18 protein-coding genes and 1 tRNA gene are annotated in these 14,280 nt (G+C 54.9%); 8 read left to right on the top strand and 11 right to left on the bottom strand.

Annotated elements, in window-relative coordinates:
* The first annotated feature begins 1 nt into the window (after position 1).
* From BA066_00730 to BA066_00740, 3 genes are all read left to right on the top strand, one after another.
* Positions 2-1,318 carry an MBL fold metallo-hydrolase gene (locus tag BA066_00730; GenBank protein RDD54125.1) on the top strand — a complete coding sequence of 439 codons (1,317 nt, stop codon included), beginning with the start codon at positions 2-4 and terminating at the stop codon, positions 1,316-1,318.
* Positions 1,319-1,399: 81 nt separating this feature from the next.
* The gene (locus BA066_00735; protein ID RDD54126.1) at positions 1,400-2,053 is read left to right on the top strand and encodes a GTP-binding protein; all 654 of its coding nucleotides are present in this window, start codon (positions 1,400-1,402) and stop codon (positions 2,051-2,053) included.
* Between the two features lie 7 nt (positions 2,054-2,060).
* Positions 2,061-2,393, top strand: a complete 333-nt coding sequence (locus tag BA066_00740) for a zinc ribbon domain-containing protein (protein ID RDD54127.1) — start codon at positions 2,061-2,063, stop codon at positions 2,391-2,393.
* Positions 2,394-2,416: 23 nt separating this feature from the next.
* Here the strand turns inward: BA066_00740 and BA066_00745 are convergent, their stop codons facing one another.
* Both BA066_00745 and BA066_00750 read right to left on the bottom strand, forming a co-directional pair.
* Entirely contained in the window at positions 2,417-3,166 is a 750-nt protein-coding gene (locus BA066_00745; protein ID RDD54128.1) for a tRNA (adenine-N1)-methyltransferase, read from the bottom strand.
* 45 nt (positions 3,167-3,211) lie between these two features.
* Positions 3,212-4,357 carry an NAD(P)/FAD-dependent oxidoreductase gene (locus BA066_00750; protein RDD54129.1) on the bottom strand — a complete coding sequence of 382 codons (1,146 nt, stop codon included), beginning with the start codon at positions 4,355-4,357 and terminating at the stop codon, positions 3,212-3,214.
* 138 nt (positions 4,358-4,495) lie between these two features.
* Here BA066_00750 and BA066_00755 point away from each other — a divergent pair, with 138 nt between their 5' ends.
* Both BA066_00755 and BA066_00760 read left to right on the top strand, forming a co-directional pair.
* A complete protein-coding gene (locus tag BA066_00755; protein ID RDD54130.1) occupies positions 4,496-4,789 on the top strand; it encodes a hypothetical protein in 294 nt (97 codons plus the stop codon).
* Positions 4,790-4,810: 21 nt separating this feature from the next.
* Positions 4,811-6,592, top strand: a complete 1,782-nt coding sequence (locus tag BA066_00760; protein ID RDD54131.1) for a tRNA guanosine(15) transglycosylase TgtA — start codon at positions 4,811-4,813, stop codon at positions 6,590-6,592.
* On the opposite strand, the gene BA066_00765 is transcribed toward BA066_00760, so the two are convergent.
* Positions 6,593-7,177, bottom strand: a complete 585-nt coding sequence (locus tag BA066_00765) for a DUF359 domain-containing protein (protein ID RDD54132.1) — start codon at positions 7,175-7,177, stop codon at positions 6,593-6,595. It abuts the gene before it with no gap.
* Here BA066_00765 and BA066_00770 point away from each other — a divergent pair.
* Positions 7,150-8,679, top strand: a complete 1,530-nt coding sequence (locus tag BA066_00770; protein RDD54133.1) for a radical SAM protein — start codon at positions 7,150-7,152, stop codon at positions 8,677-8,679. The two genes, BA066_00765 and BA066_00770, sit on opposite strands and share 28 nt — an antisense overlap.
* A 42-nt stretch (positions 8,680-8,721) precedes the next feature.
* Here BA066_00770 and BA066_00775 read toward each other — a convergent pair.
* A tRNA-Pro gene (locus tag BA066_00775) sits at positions 8,722-8,795 on the bottom strand.
* Between the two features lie 58 nt (positions 8,796-8,853).
* Here BA066_00775 and BA066_00780 point away from each other — a divergent pair.
* Both BA066_00780 and BA066_00785 read left to right on the top strand, forming a co-directional pair.
* A complete protein-coding gene (locus BA066_00780; GenBank protein RDD54134.1) occupies positions 8,854-9,654 on the top strand; it encodes a DUF92 domain-containing protein in 801 nt (266 codons plus the stop codon).
* A complete protein-coding gene (locus BA066_00785; GenBank protein ID RDD54135.1) occupies positions 9,651-10,376 on the top strand; it encodes a glycosyltransferase in 726 nt (241 codons plus the stop codon). The genes BA066_00780 and BA066_00785 overlap by 4 nt, the downstream gene beginning before the upstream one ends.
* Here the strand turns inward: BA066_00785 and BA066_00790 are convergent.
* From BA066_00790 to BA066_00820, 7 genes are read right to left on the bottom strand one after another with little or no spacing between them, the layout of a single operon-like run.
* Entirely contained in the window at positions 10,336-10,563 is a 228-nt protein-coding gene (locus tag BA066_00790) for a hypothetical protein (protein RDD54136.1), read from the bottom strand. The two genes, BA066_00785 and BA066_00790, sit on opposite strands and share 41 nt — an antisense overlap.
* A complete protein-coding gene (locus BA066_00795; protein ID RDD54137.1) occupies positions 10,526-11,098 on the bottom strand; it encodes a hypothetical protein in 573 nt (190 codons plus the stop codon). The genes BA066_00790 and BA066_00795 overlap by 38 nt, the downstream gene beginning before the upstream one ends.
* Positions 11,095-11,343 (bottom strand): 50S ribosomal protein L37ae, encoded by a 249-nt coding sequence (gene rpl37ae, locus BA066_00800; protein RDD54138.1) that lies wholly within the window; start codon positions 11,341-11,343, stop codon positions 11,095-11,097. The genes BA066_00795 and rpl37ae overlap by 4 nt, the downstream gene beginning before the upstream one ends.
* Positions 11,344-12,150 (bottom strand): exosome complex protein Rrp42, encoded by an 807-nt coding sequence (locus tag BA066_00805; protein RDD54139.1) that lies wholly within the window; start codon positions 12,148-12,150, stop codon positions 11,344-11,346.
* Positions 12,150-12,905 carry an exosome complex exonuclease Rrp41 gene (locus tag BA066_00810; protein ID RDD54140.1) on the bottom strand — a complete coding sequence of 252 codons (756 nt, stop codon included), beginning with the start codon at positions 12,903-12,905 and terminating at the stop codon, positions 12,150-12,152. The genes BA066_00805 and BA066_00810 overlap by 1 nt, the downstream gene beginning before the upstream one ends.
* 10 nt (positions 12,906-12,915) lie before the next feature.
* Entirely contained in the window at positions 12,916-13,605 is a 690-nt protein-coding gene (locus BA066_00815) for an RNA-binding protein (GenBank protein RDD54141.1), read from the bottom strand.
* On the bottom strand, positions 13,598-14,275 hold the full coding sequence (locus tag BA066_00820) for a ribosome assembly factor SBDS (protein ID RDD54142.1): 678 nt from the start codon (positions 14,273-14,275) through the stop codon (positions 13,598-13,600). The genes BA066_00815 and BA066_00820 overlap by 8 nt, the downstream gene beginning before the upstream one ends.
* Positions 14,276-14,280 lie beyond the last annotated feature (5 nt).

Genomic DNA, 14,280 nt, shown 5'->3' on the forward strand with positions numbered 1-14,280 from the left:
AGTGATAAGGTTTTTAGGAGGGGCCAGGTTCGTAGGGAGGTCTGGAGTGGAGATATTAGGGAGTAGTTCGCTTATCTTAGACTACGGCATTGACCTGGGTGCCGTCAGCTCAAGGCTGACCCCGCTAGATCCCAAGAACGCCCCTGAGGCCCTGATACTCACCCACGCTCACCTCGATCACTACGGTGCGAGCCCCCTGTTGGTGAGGCGGTGGGACTGCGAGGTCTACGCTACCCCTCCGACCGTGGACATAGGGGAGATCCTGCTGAAGGATTTCCTCAACGTCTCATCGGAGTATGCAGAGAAGCCCTACTCAATGCAGGAGGTCCAGCTGCTGAGGAAGAAGGAGAGATCCGTCAGGCTAAATGACCTGATCCATTTGGATGGATGGGAGCTTAGGACATTCAACGCCGGTCACGTCCTAGGATCCGTGATGATACACCTGACATCACATGATGGCAAGACCCTGCTATACACTGGGGATCTCAACACAGCGGGGACCAGAACGCTGAGGGGGGCCGAGACGGAGCTTCCTAGGGTGGATTACCTCATAATGGAGGCCACATATGGCGGGGACGATGACGTGCATCCTTCAAGGAAGAAGGTGGAGAAGCAGTTCGTTGATGACATAAGGAACGTTGTGAGCAGGGGAGGGGTCACCATAATACCCGCATTCGCTCTGGGCAGGGCCCAAGAGGTGCTCCTCACCTTGATACATTACATGGAGTCCGGGGCCCTCCCTGAGGTGCCCATCTTCGTTGACGGAATGATAAGGGAGATCTCGAGGTACTACAACGCCTACTGGTCCTGGCTGAGGCCGGAGATACAGAGGATGATAAGGGAGAGTAAGAGGAGCCTTTTCGACCACAGGGCCATAGAGGAGGTCAGGAACAGGGAGGAGTTGCTCGAGTTGAGGGAGCCTTTCATCGTGGTCACAACATCGGGGATGCTTCAAGGAGGGCCCGTCCTCACCTACCTCAAGCACTTCGGGACCAAGAGCGGGAACCTGATATACCTGACCGGCTATCAGGTGAAGGGGACCAGGGGGAGGATGCTGCTCGACGGGATCAGGCAGATACCGATGCCGGACGGAAGCATCATAGAGGTGAGGAGCGATGTCAGGTTCGTTGACTTCTCGGCGCATGCTGACCAGCCCAACCTGATAAACTTCGTGAGTAAGATCGCGAGCAAGGGCCTGAGGGAGGTCTTCTTGGTTCATGGAGAGTACGAGAAGCTCATCCAGTTGAGGAGGAAGCTCGAGGGGAGGGGGATAAGGACTTATATACCGCAGGAGGGGGAAGTCGTAATCCTGAGGTAGCTCATAACTCATTATTCCGCGCGCATTACATCCGTCGACCCCTCTTTTTAGCCGGCCCCCGATAGGGGTCCCCGATGAGGAATGCAGGCTAGTCAGGAGCTGGGGCATCAGGAGAGCGGCATCCTGCCCAAACTCCTATCGGGTTTGTTCAACAGAAGGAAAAAAGTTGTTCTTGGCATTTACGGACCCGTGAACTCTGGGAAGACCACGCTGGCCAATAGGATATGCATGGACTTCGCCAACAGGAAGATGGGAACCGTCAGCAGGATACCCCATGAGACGAGATCCGTCAGTGTTGTTGAGAACGTATCGTTGAGGTTGAGGAACGGGTCAATATTGATGGACGTGATTGACACCCCCGGAATAGCCACAAGGATAAGTTACAGGAGCTTCCTCAGGTACGGGTTCAAGAAAGAGGAGGCCATTGAGAGAGCCGCTGAAGCAGCTAAAGGAGTTGTTGAGGCTATAAGAAGTATGGAAACTGTCGATTTAGCCCTACTAGTCCTCGATTCGACCAAAGATCCGACATCCCAGGTCAACTGGGTGATCGCCGGGAACCTGAAGGCCAGGTGCATCCCGTACATAGTGGTCGCGAACAAGATAGATCTACCTTACGCCAGACCCAGGAGCGTTGAGAGGACCTTTCCGGAGGACAGGGTCATTCCCATATCGGCGCTGCGCGGGGACAATGTGATCTCTCTGTATGAAGCAATAGTGGAGCTGGCCAGATCCTAGTGGGAGGATGCCCACCAGACTCTCCCTTAGGTGCAGGAGCTGCGGCTTTGAGGTGGATGCATCCAGCTCCGACGACCCCCTGCCCGGGAGCTGTCCCTCCTGTGGGAGTAGTGATCTGGAGTTCTCGGTGTCCCTAATTCCTCTCTGTGAGGGGGAGATGGAGGAACGCCCGGAGGAGGTGTCCGCCCCCATGATTGATGGAGCTCTCGTGAGGCAGGTCTCGCCCGGGGAGTACCTGATAGATCCCTCGGCAATGTCTGGGGAAGTTATTATAGCAGAACTCGAGCCTGGAGTTTATGAAATAGTCATTAGAGCATACCATATGAGATTTTCTAAGTAAATATTTTCTCTGTATTATTTATGTTAAGAGCTTTCCAAAATCTTCCTGCCCATCACTATGAACCCGGTGTGCCCTATCATCCTAGGGAGGGGCCTGGTCCTCCTCTCGTTACTCTCGTATTCCCTATCCAATATCTCGTGAACTTCTATCAGTCCAAACCCCACTTCTCTGGCTTTGCTGACGGTCTTGCTTATCTGCTCACATGAGGGGACGAATGCTATGAACGCGCCGTTCGGCTTGAGCCTCTCGTGAACCTGAGGGAGCAGCTCCCATGGATCAGGTATATCCAAGAATATGGCATCCACGTTGGATTCCTCTATCCCCTCCTTGGCATCCTTGTGCTTTATTATCACGTTATTCAGCCCCAAAAGCTTTATGTTTCTCTCGGCCATCTCAATGGATTCCTTCCTCACCTCATAACTGAAGAGCCTCCCCGATGGTCCTAGGAACGTGGAGAGAGCCATTGTGAATGCCCCGGAACCCGTGCCTACCTCGACCACGGTGTCGCCGGGTTTTATCCCGGACTTGAGGATCATGAAGCCCGCGTCCTTCGGGTATATTATCTGAGTTACCCTCCCTATCTTCTCCATGTGATCCGCGAGGGTGGGTCTGTGGACCTCCACCCTCTCACCCTTGCTCGTCTCCACGACGCAGCCCCACTCCTTGCCTATCAGATCCGAGAGATCTATGGATCCCCTGTGCGTGTGGAGGACCTTTCCCCTCTTCACCCTAACTAGGAACTTCTTGGGCCTTCCTTTCTTCCCGTAGATCACCAAGAGGACCAGGTCATCCTCGCATATAGGCAGTGCCGGCACCCCCTAGAGGAGGGCCCTCGCCACCTTGGAGGCGAGTATGGGATGTTTCATGAGCTTCATAGCGACTTTCCCTATCTCTATGCCGTTAGCCAGATTCAGCACATCCTCATAGTCTAGGACATCAGCAAGTTGGTTCAGATCTTCATCATTCAACCTCTCAAAGACACGCATGGCCTTCAGGCTGTCCCTTATTCTCTTGATCCAACCCTCGTATTCCCTTTCGAAGGTCATCAGACTGCGCTTCGACACATCTCCCCTCATTATGGCCGATCCTATCACCTTGCTCGCGGCCTTGCCGGCGGCTATTGATGAGTGTATGCCGGCGCCTGTGAAGGGTATCACCGTCCCCGCGGCATCCCCTATGAGTATGACACCGTCCCCTATGTACTCCCTGGCCATCCCACCTATGGGGACGACGAAGCCGCCGAAGCCTATTATTTTAGCCTTCCTGAAGATCTCCGACCTCTCCTTTATGAACTTATCCAAGTACTGCTTCGGGGAGCCGTTCCTGACACCTATTCCAACGTTTGAAACCTGATCGTCCTTCGGAAAGATCCAGGCGTAGCCACCGGGCGCCATGGACCCCACGTATATGTGACCAGTCGTGTGGGAGTCGAGCTCCAGACCCACCATCTTGTACTGGTATGTGGGTATCGGTTCCGTGCTGTTGTCCAAGCCGGAGGACTTGGCCACCACAGAGTTATAGCCATCGGCTCCCACGACCACCTTCCCTCTAACGGACTCCCCCTTGGATGTTCTGACCCCGATCACCCTGCTACCCTCTTTGAGCACACCTTCAACCCTCTCTCCCACCCTTATCTCCGCTCCCGCGAGCACGGCTTTCTTCGCGAGCTCCTGAAGGAAGAGATCCTTGTTTATCGCGTATCCATGCATCGGGATCTCTACGTACTTACCGGAAGGGGCATAGACCCTCATGTTGAGTTCGTTAGTCACTATGCCTGGTTTCGGCTCTATGCCAGCCGTCTCGAATGTTGATTTGCTCGTCCCCTCGCCACAGGGTTTCCAGGCCTTTATGTCGGAGTGCGATTCGAACAGAATCACTTTTAGACCGAGCTCAGCTGAAAATCTCGCTGCAGAGAGTCCCGCTGGACCCCCTCCCACGACTATCACGTCCCATTCCTCCTCCATGCACGCACCCCGTTAGGCCCACCGCTGATCTATTTCAGCATTACCCCCTCCCGCGATGTTCGTTGATCAACGAAAAATATGGCGAGATGCTCGACAGATGGTAAAAGTTTTATAGAGATGAATGTTAAGGAACCATCAATGAGAGGGGCGAGACCCCATCCCTCAGTGGAACTGAAGGGAGTGAAGGGTGAAGATGACTTGAGCGTCCTGATGGATGCGCACCTTAGGATCCTAAGGAGGCTGGAAAAGGCCGGTTCTGAGGGTGTCGTCGCATCGGAGCTCATCCCGGATAGGTTCGCTAGGGAGTTCGTCCTCAAGTACCTCGCGAGTAAGGGTCTCATAGTCAGGAGGAGGAAGTTCAGGGGGGAGAGGGTCTTCATAACGGCCAAGGGGTTGGTCATCCTGAGGGATTACGGTGACGGGATCACCTGACTCCCTCAAAAATTTATTTTATTGTTCCCTCTCGCGCTCACCCAGAGGGGGATGACGCTCTACTTCAGGGTCAGGAAGTTCGATGCATCAGCAAGGCTCTCGGAGCTCAGGACGAAGTCAGGGGTCCTGTCTTTACCGGAGTTCTTTCCCGTCTACAACCCGAACAAGCCGACCGTGAGTGCGAGGGAGATGTCGGAGATGGGTGTGAGGGCCCTCATAACGAACTCCTACGTGATTTATAGGGATACTGAGCTAAGGACCGTGGCGCTCGAGAGAGGGCTCCGTTCCCTGCTTGACTTCGACGGGGTCATCATGACAGATTCCGGGGCTTACCAGATGTATAGGTACGGGGACGTGGAGGTGACCAACAGGGAGATACTCGAGTTCCAGCACGCGATAGGCTCGGATATAGGCTCCATCTTGGATGTTCCTATGTCCTCTGAGATCAGCAGAGAGAATTCCGAGGCTGGCGTGGAGGTCACGATAAGGCACGCCGAGGAGTGGGCCTCCATGAGGGATGAGCTTTCCGGAACTCTCTGGGTCGGAACCCCACAGGGCTCCGTCTACAGGGATCTCGTGATCAGGTGCTCTGAGAGGATCAGAGAGCTCGATTTCGACTACAACGGGGTCGGCTCCATAAAGGTCGCCCTTGAGAGATATGACTTCACCACTCAGGTGGACCACTTCATGCTTGTCAGGTCCCTGCTCCCGGCCGGCAAGCCCTTCCACTTCTGGGGGATAGGTCATCCATCGACGTTCGCCTTCTTCGCCGCAATGGGGGCCGATTCCTTCGACTCAGCCTCCTACTCGCTCTACGCTGAGCAGGACAGGTACATGACCCCCAGCGGGACCCTCCTGCTGAGCGAGATAGAGGAGTTCCCATGCTCCTGTCCCATCTGCTCCAAGTACACCCCCAGTGAGGTGAGGGAATTGGGCAGGAGGGAAAGAACCCGCTTGATAGCTAAACACAACCTCTACGTCTGTTTGAGTGAGATCAGAAAGGTTAGGGAAGCCATTAGGGGGGATTGGTTATGGGAGTTGGTCCAAGAGAGATCTAGATTCCATCCAAACCTCTATTTCGCTCTGATAAACCTCTTCAGGAATTACGATGATCTTCTAGAGTTGAGGGAGCCTCTATTCAAGTCCTCCGGGCTTCAGTACTCAGGACCAGAGACCTTCCTGAGACCCGAGGTGGTGAGGGCCAGGAGGAGATTGAAGAACGTTCCAGCCGAGAGGATCTTCAGGAGAACTCTGTATGGTGATGTTCCCATCGGTCTGAGGTACACTTACCCCTTCGGGCAAACGGTGTGCCCCTACGATGAGGAGCCCCTTGAGGAACCCTGCGATGGCGAGGTGCTATCGGCTGTCCTCTCTTATCAGTTCAACTTCCCCTTCCCGAAGTTCGATGGCGTCACCATAAGGAGATCCAGGGTCACTGGGACCTTGAGGGAGGTCAGACTCGGGAAGATCACGCTGGGGCATTTCAGGCCGAGCGATGGGGCTTTCATCCCCACCCTAGAAGGGGCCTCACTCCTGCTGAAGCATCTGCCCCACCCCAAGGGCAGGGTGGTCGTGAAGGATCAGTTCGCCGACATCGTGGCCAGAGGCACCACGGTCTTCGTGAAGTTCGTGAGGGAAGCCGATCCGGATATAAGGCCGAGAAGTGAGGTGATTGTCGTCAGCGAAGGAGATGAGCTCCTAGCGACGGGCAGGTCCCTGCTCTCAGGCGCCGAGTATGGTGAATACCCTGGGGATCACGCCTTCATCGCAGTCAGGAGACACTCCAAGGAGAGAGCCCAATGATTAGATGGGGATGAATGCCTCCTCCAGGAGTTCCAAGGCCTCCTCTCTGGTCCTCTCATCGACCCTCACAATCACCATACCGACGTCCGGTTGTCCATAGGTGAGGATCCAGTCATCAGGTGATAGGATCACCGCGGGGAAGCCGAGCAGGTCCTCCTCACCTTCTATTAGCAGCACAACGCTTGCTCTCGAGGAAAGCTCCAAGGCTCTGGCGAACTTGTTCCAAGCCTCCCTAGTCAGCCTTCCCGGCGGGTTCCTGGCCGTCAAGATTATGAACCCATCTAGGAGGTATGCGATCGAGGGGTCCGCCTCCCTCTTCTCCCTCAGGTCTATGACGGCCACCCTAGGCCTCAGGCCGGCCTCTAGGAGCGTCCTAGTCACCCTGTCTCCTACACAAACGAGATCCTTCCCCCTCAAAATATTAATATCTTTTACTAATTCTCCCTTTATCTTGGAAATTTTCCACCTTTTATCGGGAAGAAGCGCCAGATCGCTCCCGAGATCGGCGAGGTTCCCTCGCGTGAACAGTTTATCTCTCACAGCTGAGAGCGCTCCCGATGTTCCTAATATTGGATGCGCTCGCATCCGGCGGGGGAAGGAGGCTCTCCTCCCTCGACGTGATAGGCGCCGGACCCAGGCTAATAGCTGGAATTCTAGAAAAATTCGGCTTGGAATATAGGTTAATGAGGATAGAGGACTTCCTGATGAGGGGAAAGCCCTTCAGAGGAGTTTCCCTAGTCAGCGCTATGAGCATGGATGAGGCGGCCGCTCGCAGGGCCTCCAAGCTGCTTCTCGGCGTGAAGATACTAGGGGGTCCCATAACATCTGATCTCACGGTCGTCAAAAGGTTGGGGTTCGATTTAGGGGTCTGGGGTGAGGGAGAGGTGTCCATAGAGTCACTCCTGCGTGGAGGATTGGCCGATGGACTCCTACCTGATGCGCGCGGTATCCCCAACTTAGTGTTCAAGGACGGGACCTGCAATGAGTTAAGACACCTCTCTAGGGAGGAGTTCCTAACCTTCAGGCCCTCGGTGAAAGCCGTGATGTTTTACAGCACCATCCCTCACTATAAGTGCTCCAGGATATACGTGGAGGTCGTAAGGGGTTGCTCCAACTTCAACAGGCCTAAGCTCCTAGCGGATGAAGTTTCTTGCGAGAGATGCTCGTCCTGCTACTCTGGGAGACCGGGTGTTTCGATTTGCCCGCAGGGCATCCCCCCGGGCTGTGGTTACTGCTCCATCCCCCTCCTCTACGGTCCCCCCAAGTCCAGGGATGAGGAGGCGATACTGGAGGAGGTGAAAGGGCTCGCTGAGATTGGTGTTAGGAGGATCGTCCTCAGCGGCGCTGATTTCCTCGAGTATGGGAGGGATCTCCTTTCTCAATATCCGAGGAATCCAATGGACCCGGAACCTAATATTGAAGCGATAGATTCCCTCCTATGTGGGGTGAGGGAGCTCTCCCTGAGGCACGGTTTCTTCTTCGAGGTGGAGAACGTTAAACCGTGCCTCGTGAATGAGGATGTCGCGAGGATCCTAGGGAAGTACTTGAGAGGTACCCCCATACACGTTGGGGTGGAGACGGGGGATCCTGAGCATGCGAAAATTATAGGAAGGCCCTGCGGCCCGGATGATTCTTTGAGGGCCATTAGGCTACTCAAGAGATACGGCTTGAGACCCTATGCCTACTTCATACATAGCCTGCCGGGTCAGAGCGGACCCATCGTGAACAGCACGGTGAGGCTGATGAGGCTGATCTTCAGAGAAGGTGCGGAGAAGATAACCGTTTACAGGTTCAAGCCGCTACCTGGGACGTCCTTCCAAGACTTTAGGGTAAAAGTTGATAGGAATTCTAAGAAAATGGTAAAAATTGCGATAGAATTGAACAGGAGGAGGAAGAGGGAGCTACTGGGAGAGGTCATCGAGGCTGTGGTGGCGCCCAAGGTGGGGAGGCACTGGTACGCCTACCCGGTTAGGGGAGGACCCACCATAAGGCTGACCCCCGCGGAGGGGCTGAGGGTGGGCAAGATAGTTAACGTGCTCGTGAGGAATGTCCTATCTGATAGACTCGTTGAGGGATCGATTGTATAGGATTCATCGCAATGTTCTGTAATTTTTAACCTAGAACTCGGATGGGGCCGCCGGGATTTGAACCCGGGACCACCAGCGCCCCAGGCTGGCATCCTACCTAGCTAGACCACGGCCCCCGCATCCGGGGCTCCTCAATTTTTAAACGATTATCATCAAGCCCTCCCAGGACTGCGGATGCCCATCGAGGAGATCGCGACCTTAGCGAGCTTCGCATCCATCCTAGTGGTCGGATCGATCGGTTACAGCAAGGGCACCGTGGATAGAAGCGGTCTGATGGCGGGGGTTCTGTTGGGATCCTTATTCGTCCTGCTCGGAGGATATGCCGCTGTCATCATGCTACTAACCTTCTTCCTCCTCGGAAGCGCCTTCACCAAGTACAGGTACTCCTACAAGAGGAGGATAGGGGCCGCGGAGGCGAGGGGAGGGGCCAGAGGCTGGAAAAATGCTTTCTCCAATCTCCTCTTTCCATCACTAGCTCTTTTGCTTCATCAGATTAGCGGTGACCATGCCTACACCATAGCGTTCCTCTCCTCCATCTCCTGTTCCCTAGCCGATACGCTGGCCAGTGAGCTCGGTCCCCTGGATGGGAGGGGAGCTTGGATGATCGTCAGCTTCAGGAAGGTACCTCACGGCACCTCAGGCGCCATATCAATTCTGGGCACCCTCTCCGGTTTCTTAGGTTCATTCATAATACCCATGGAGGCCCTGCTGCTTGGGATGGTGAGCACAGGGGCCTTCATATTATCGTCAGCGCTAGGGTTCCTCTCCTCCACTCTGGATTCCCTGTTGGGAGCCACATTGCAGGCTAGGTTCCTCTGCGAGTCTGATGGATCCGTGGTCGAAGATCCGAATGACTGTGAAGGTGCTTTTTCTCACCTCAGCGGCCTTCCCCTCATAGACAACCACGCCGTCAACCTGATCTCAACGGGCTTCGGTTTTCTGATGGCCCTTATCCTGGGGGATAAGGTCCAATGAGAGTCTCCGTCATCGTGCCAACATACAATGAGGAGAGCTTCATAGAGCGGACCCTTAGGGCCTTGAGGAAGGTTGGCGTTCATGAGATAGTCGTTGTGGATGGCGGAAGCGAGGACAGGACTTTGGAGATAGCTAAAAGCTATGCTGACATAGTAGAGAGCTCCAGCTCCCTGGATTCCCCTGCGAAGGCTAGGAACGCGGGGATAAAACTATCAACCGGTGATCTAGTCGCTTTCGTCGATGCCGATACCGTAGTGTCAACGGGATGGCTCGATGCGATAATCAGGTGCTTCTCCAGGAGCAGGCAGATGATAGGCGCAACGGGTCCAGCTTATCCCCTTGAGAGGGAGGCACTCCTGACAGCTCCCTATGTGTTCTCCTACGATATACTCGTGAGACTCACGCTGCTCATAGGTAGGCCTCACTTCCTAGGGTTCAACTGCGTTTACAGGAGGGAATTCTTGGAAGATGTCTCTGGCTTTGATGAGAGGGTAATGGTATCCGAGGACGCCCTGCTATCGATGAAGGCCGTTGCCCATGGCAAGCTGGAGTTCATCAGGGACATGGTCGTCTATACTTCCGCGAGGAGGCTGAGGTCCAGAGGGTTGGGCGAAAGCATATTCTACCTGTTCTACAACGGGCCTTCGGTTATCTTCTTGGAGAGACCTTTCGGATATTACCCTAGGTCCTCAGGAGCTCGGAGATCCCTTCAAAGAGGCTGACCATCCTGAGGACGCTGTTCGCTATGGCCCTCGCCCTGGCGGTCCTCTCCTCCACCCTCACCACGACATCCCTTCCCAAGAGCTTCGGTTTCAGGTCACTGAAATCTGGGAAGAAAGATTTGAAGAACTCCTCAGCTTCAGCTTCGTCCTCAAACCTTATCCTCAGAGTGATCAGTACCCTCGCCATACTCCCTTATCTCCGATATGCTCATCCTGGGCCCCAGCTCCTCTATGGGCCTCACATTGTAGAAGGTCCCTCTCATCCGCTCCCCCTCCTGCCTCAGGAGGAACACCACCTCGCACATCCCGGGATGAAGCGCCTCCAAGCTCCTAGCCAGGATGGCCGTCCCGAGGGATCTCGCCAGGATCCTCGCCTCATCCTCCAGGTCCTCATGCGAATAAACTATCCCCAGTCTGCGGGCATAAGGAGCCCTTTTATCGCATACTTCCCTCCTCAAGGAGACTCCATCCAATTTCAAAATCGATAGGGGCTTCAGATAGCTTGGAGATGGCTCATAAAAGGCTAGAAACGATGGGTTGCCCCTCTTGGTCCCCACCACAATGACCCTATCCATGCCCTCCCTGATCGCCAGCTCATTCAGGTCCTCCATCGACATCTTTCCCCTGTTTATCCTCTTGGAAGCAGGAATTACATGATATAGATCTCTGACAAAAGATCTCGTCCTTCTGGAGGGTCTTCTAGTTGTCGTTATCAGTATCAAGAGCTCTCCCTTGATATTTCAGCGCTCCTGGCCACCGAGGTGAAAGGTTCCCATGCACCACCTGTGAACTCCTTCCCGCACTTCCCGCACTTCCAGATCCCCAACCTGATCCTCTTGACGGCGATGGCACCGCAATAGGGACACCTATACGTGCTCTTGCTCTTCTGCAGTATCATCTCAACCCTCTTCCTTATCTTGAGACCGTACCTGGGGGTCCTCAGCTTGCTCCTTGGTGCCCTCACCATTCATATCGCCCCTCTAACTACCTCTGCCAGCTCGGGCCACTTGCGCCTAGCCACGTCCACCATATTTAAAATCTCGTCCACCTTGAAGGTGCCGTGCCTCTTCTGTATTGAGCACACCTTGCCCTCCTTGTTCACGGCTATCGTGATTGAAGCATCACAAACGCTTTCCTCCTCTATCGTCGGATCTAGGAGTATCTTGCTACCTATCTTGACGAAGGTGAAGTTTATCGGTATATCCCTGAGCTCCAGCCTCCTCTTGGTCTCCTTCACCTCCACCTCTCCGTTCTCCTTGAGCTCGACCTCGGGTATTTCGGTCCTTCCCAGAGCTATCAGACTAGCAAGGGTCAGGGAGTCCTCCAGATTGCCGTCATAATCGAGCACGTACATATCCAGGAAGAGCATGTAAACCAGTTTGCCCTCCAAGATCACAAGGGACGATAGATCCACAGCATCGGCGCTCCTTATTGCCCTATCTACCACCCTAGCCAGCTCTATGGCCCCCTCGTCGGGAGGACCCGGCTCGAAGGATGGTGAAGCCACTGGGAGGAGTTCCACATTTGATACGAGGACACCCTTGTCTGGTGTATCCGGAAAGGGCTCTCCTAGATCTGCTTTAACCCCAACAAGCACTTGCGTATCCCCAAGCTTCAGCCAGGACTCACCCTCGGCCTTCGTGAAGGTGCCGCTGAGCACCTCGATGGGCCTGTAATCGTAAAGACCCCTACCGTCCAATCTCTGATCTTTCTCAACGAGATCCCTTATGTAATCCTTCATCAGATTGTGGGTCAGGATCTCCTGGTCGAACATCACACCAACCTCCCGACGCTCCTCTCAACCATCTGATAGGGTCTCTTCAGGGCCTCCTTCTGGACCTCGTAGATGAACCTTATGGCCTTCCTACCCAGGTCGAGGGCCTCCCTGAACTGGTCCCCCGTGAGCGTGCCATCCGCCTGAAGCAGGGTTATCTCCTCGGATTCCATCATCATGGCCAGAGGCATGTCGGAGTCTCCCCACATGTCCTCGTCGTGGTTCGGGTCCACGACTATGAAGTCGCCTACCCTGCCGATGGAGCATGCCGCCACGAGTCCTCTCATCGCTATTCCGGCGCTGGCCAGGGCCAGGGATGCGGCGTTCACCCCCGCCACCCTAGTGCCGGCATCGGACCTCAGGACCTCCACGAATATGTCTATTACGGCTCCGGGATAGTTTTCAACGAATATAGCCGGTTTCAGAGCTTCTCTTATGACTTTTGAGAGCTCTATGCTCCTCCTGTCAGGTCCGGGCCTCCTCCTCTCAGGCGTTGAGAATGGAGCCATGTTGTACCTCGCCCTGACCAGGGCCCTGTCGGGGAGCACCATGTGCTTGGGATGGACCTCCCTAGGTCCGAAGACCGCAGCCAGTATCCTGTTTCCTCCCCACTCTATGAAGGCGGAGCCATCCGCTCTCTCCAAGACGCCGACCATCATCTTGATCGGTCTCATCTCGTAGGGGAGCCTTCCATCCGTCCTGACTCCCCCTTCTGTTATCAACCTCTCGGGTCTCCTCTCAAAGTAAAGGGGCATGCGCGATCACCTACGCGAGTTCCTGGGATAGGAGGGATGTGACCCTGTCGCTCAACCCCGCCACGTGGGACTCCTCCTCTATCTTCCTCAGGGCCTTCTCGAGGGCCACCAGCTCCTTGACTGAGGGAGGCTTCACCCAGACCCTCCCATTGTTGGCCACTATTATCTCGCTCCTAGTCTTCTCCTTCAATATGGACAGCATGGATTGCCTCTTCCCTATTACCCTAGGCACCTTCGCTGGGTTTATCTCGAGCAGATATCCTCCTTCGAGCTTCCCCAGGCCCTCGGAGTCTATTGTGAGTATGAGGGAGGAGGCCCCATCGAAGGACCTGACCTTCGCGAGTATTACGTCACCCACCTTGAGATCGTACTTCCTCATGTCCACCCTCTCGGCGATCCTGCTCCTGGGTATGGGTATGGCTCCCTGATAGGGCGACCTTATGTCCACCAGCATGGTGCTCCCGCTTATCTTGACCACAACGCCTATCACTATGTCCTCCTCCTTGGGCATGTAAGCCCCGGCCAGAGGAACCACGGAAACCTCGTCATCCTTGAACTCCGCCAATCCCAACTTCTTGGATCTTATCACTCCGGCCTCATCAACGTAAACTTCCCTACCCAGCCTGAACCTCCCCTTGGCCAGGGGCTGTCCTGGCACGACGACCTCCCTATCCCTCACTAAGACCACTCTCTCACTCAACTTTGGCCTGCCCTCCCATCTCACCTATCCTCTCAAGAAGCAGCATCTGGGCACCAACGGGGACCTCAACCGTGAACGTGACCTTATCACCGTCCTCTGACCACTTCTCGGAAAGAATATTGCCCTGTCCGAGTAGAAGGGCTCTAGCCTTCGCCCAAGCGGAGGAGGGAACTGTGATCACCATCTTAACCTGACCCGTCTTTAGCGGAAGCACCTTCCTCAATTGATCAACCACCTCCTTGACCTGCTGCTCGGGCTCCTTCATGGGGTCTATCTTCACCTTGGCCTCCTTCATCGCCCTCTCTATTCTGGAGGGGGGATGGGGTAGGTTCGTCTGGGGGTCGACGAAGTTCTTGTGTATGTAGTTTATTATCCACCTCAGCTTCTCCTCCTGCAGCCTCCTGCGGTACTCGGCGGTCAGCTGAACCTCTCCCTCCCTGAGTATCCTCTCAGCCACACTGTATACATCGGTCGTCCCGAAGAACCTCTTCAGATCGGAAGTGGGAGCGATCTCCGACTTCTTGGCATCCGTGAAAACCGCCTCAACCGCTAGCACACTCTTTATATCCACACTCTTCCCTTCCCTGAACTGATAGGCCTTTTCCGGGTAAACGTATATCTCAAATTTCTTCCCCGCCCGGGTGATCCTGGCTATGACGGGTTCCGGCAAGAGGA

The organism is Candidatus Korarchaeota archaeon NZ13-K (assembly GCA_003344655.1).
GTDB lineage: Archaea > Korarchaeota > Korarchaeia > Korarchaeales > Korarchaeaceae > Korarchaeum.

What these genes read in the sequence shown, in the direction of transcription:
- BA066_00735 (RDD54126.1), top strand. Translation starts at nt 1,400, where the DNA reads ATGCAGGCTAGTCAGGAGCTGGGGCATCAGGAGAGCGGCATCCTGCCC.
- BA066_00740 (RDD54127.1), top strand. Translation starts at nt 2,061, where the DNA reads ATGCCCACCAGACTCTCCCTTAGGTGCAGGAGCTGCGGCTTTGAGGTG.
- BA066_00750 (RDD54129.1), bottom strand. Translation starts at nt 4,357, where the DNA reads ATGGAGGAGGAATGGGACGTGATAGTCGTGGGAGGGGGTCCAGCGGGA.
- BA066_00755 (RDD54130.1), top strand. Translation starts at nt 4,496, where the DNA reads ATGAGAGGGGCGAGACCCCATCCCTCAGTGGAACTGAAGGGAGTGAAG.
- BA066_00770 (RDD54133.1), top strand. Translation starts at nt 7,150, where the DNA reads ATGTTCCTAATATTGGATGCGCTCGCATCCGGCGGGGGAAGGAGGCTC.
- BA066_00765 (RDD54132.1), bottom strand. Translation starts at nt 7,177, where the DNA reads ATGCGAGCGCATCCAATATTAGGAACATCGGGAGCGCTCTCAGCTGTG.
- BA066_00780 (RDD54134.1), top strand. Translation starts at nt 8,854, where the DNA reads ATGCCCATCGAGGAGATCGCGACCTTAGCGAGCTTCGCATCCATCCTA.
- BA066_00785 (RDD54135.1), top strand. Translation starts at nt 9,651, where the DNA reads ATGAGAGTCTCCGTCATCGTGCCAACATACAATGAGGAGAGCTTCATA.
- BA066_00790 (RDD54136.1), bottom strand. Translation starts at nt 10,563, where the DNA reads ATGGCGAGGGTACTGATCACTCTGAGGATAAGGTTTGAGGACGAAGCT.
- rpl37ae (RDD54138.1), bottom strand. Translation starts at nt 11,343, where the DNA reads ATGGTGAGGGCACCAAGGAGCAAGCTGAGGACCCCCAGGTACGGTCTC.
- BA066_00805 (RDD54139.1), bottom strand. Translation starts at nt 12,150, where the DNA reads ATGTTCGACCAGGAGATCCTGACCCACAATCTGATGAAGGATTACATA.
- BA066_00810 (RDD54140.1), bottom strand. Translation starts at nt 12,905, where the DNA reads ATGCCCCTTTACTTTGAGAGGAGACCCGAGAGGTTGATAACAGAAGGG.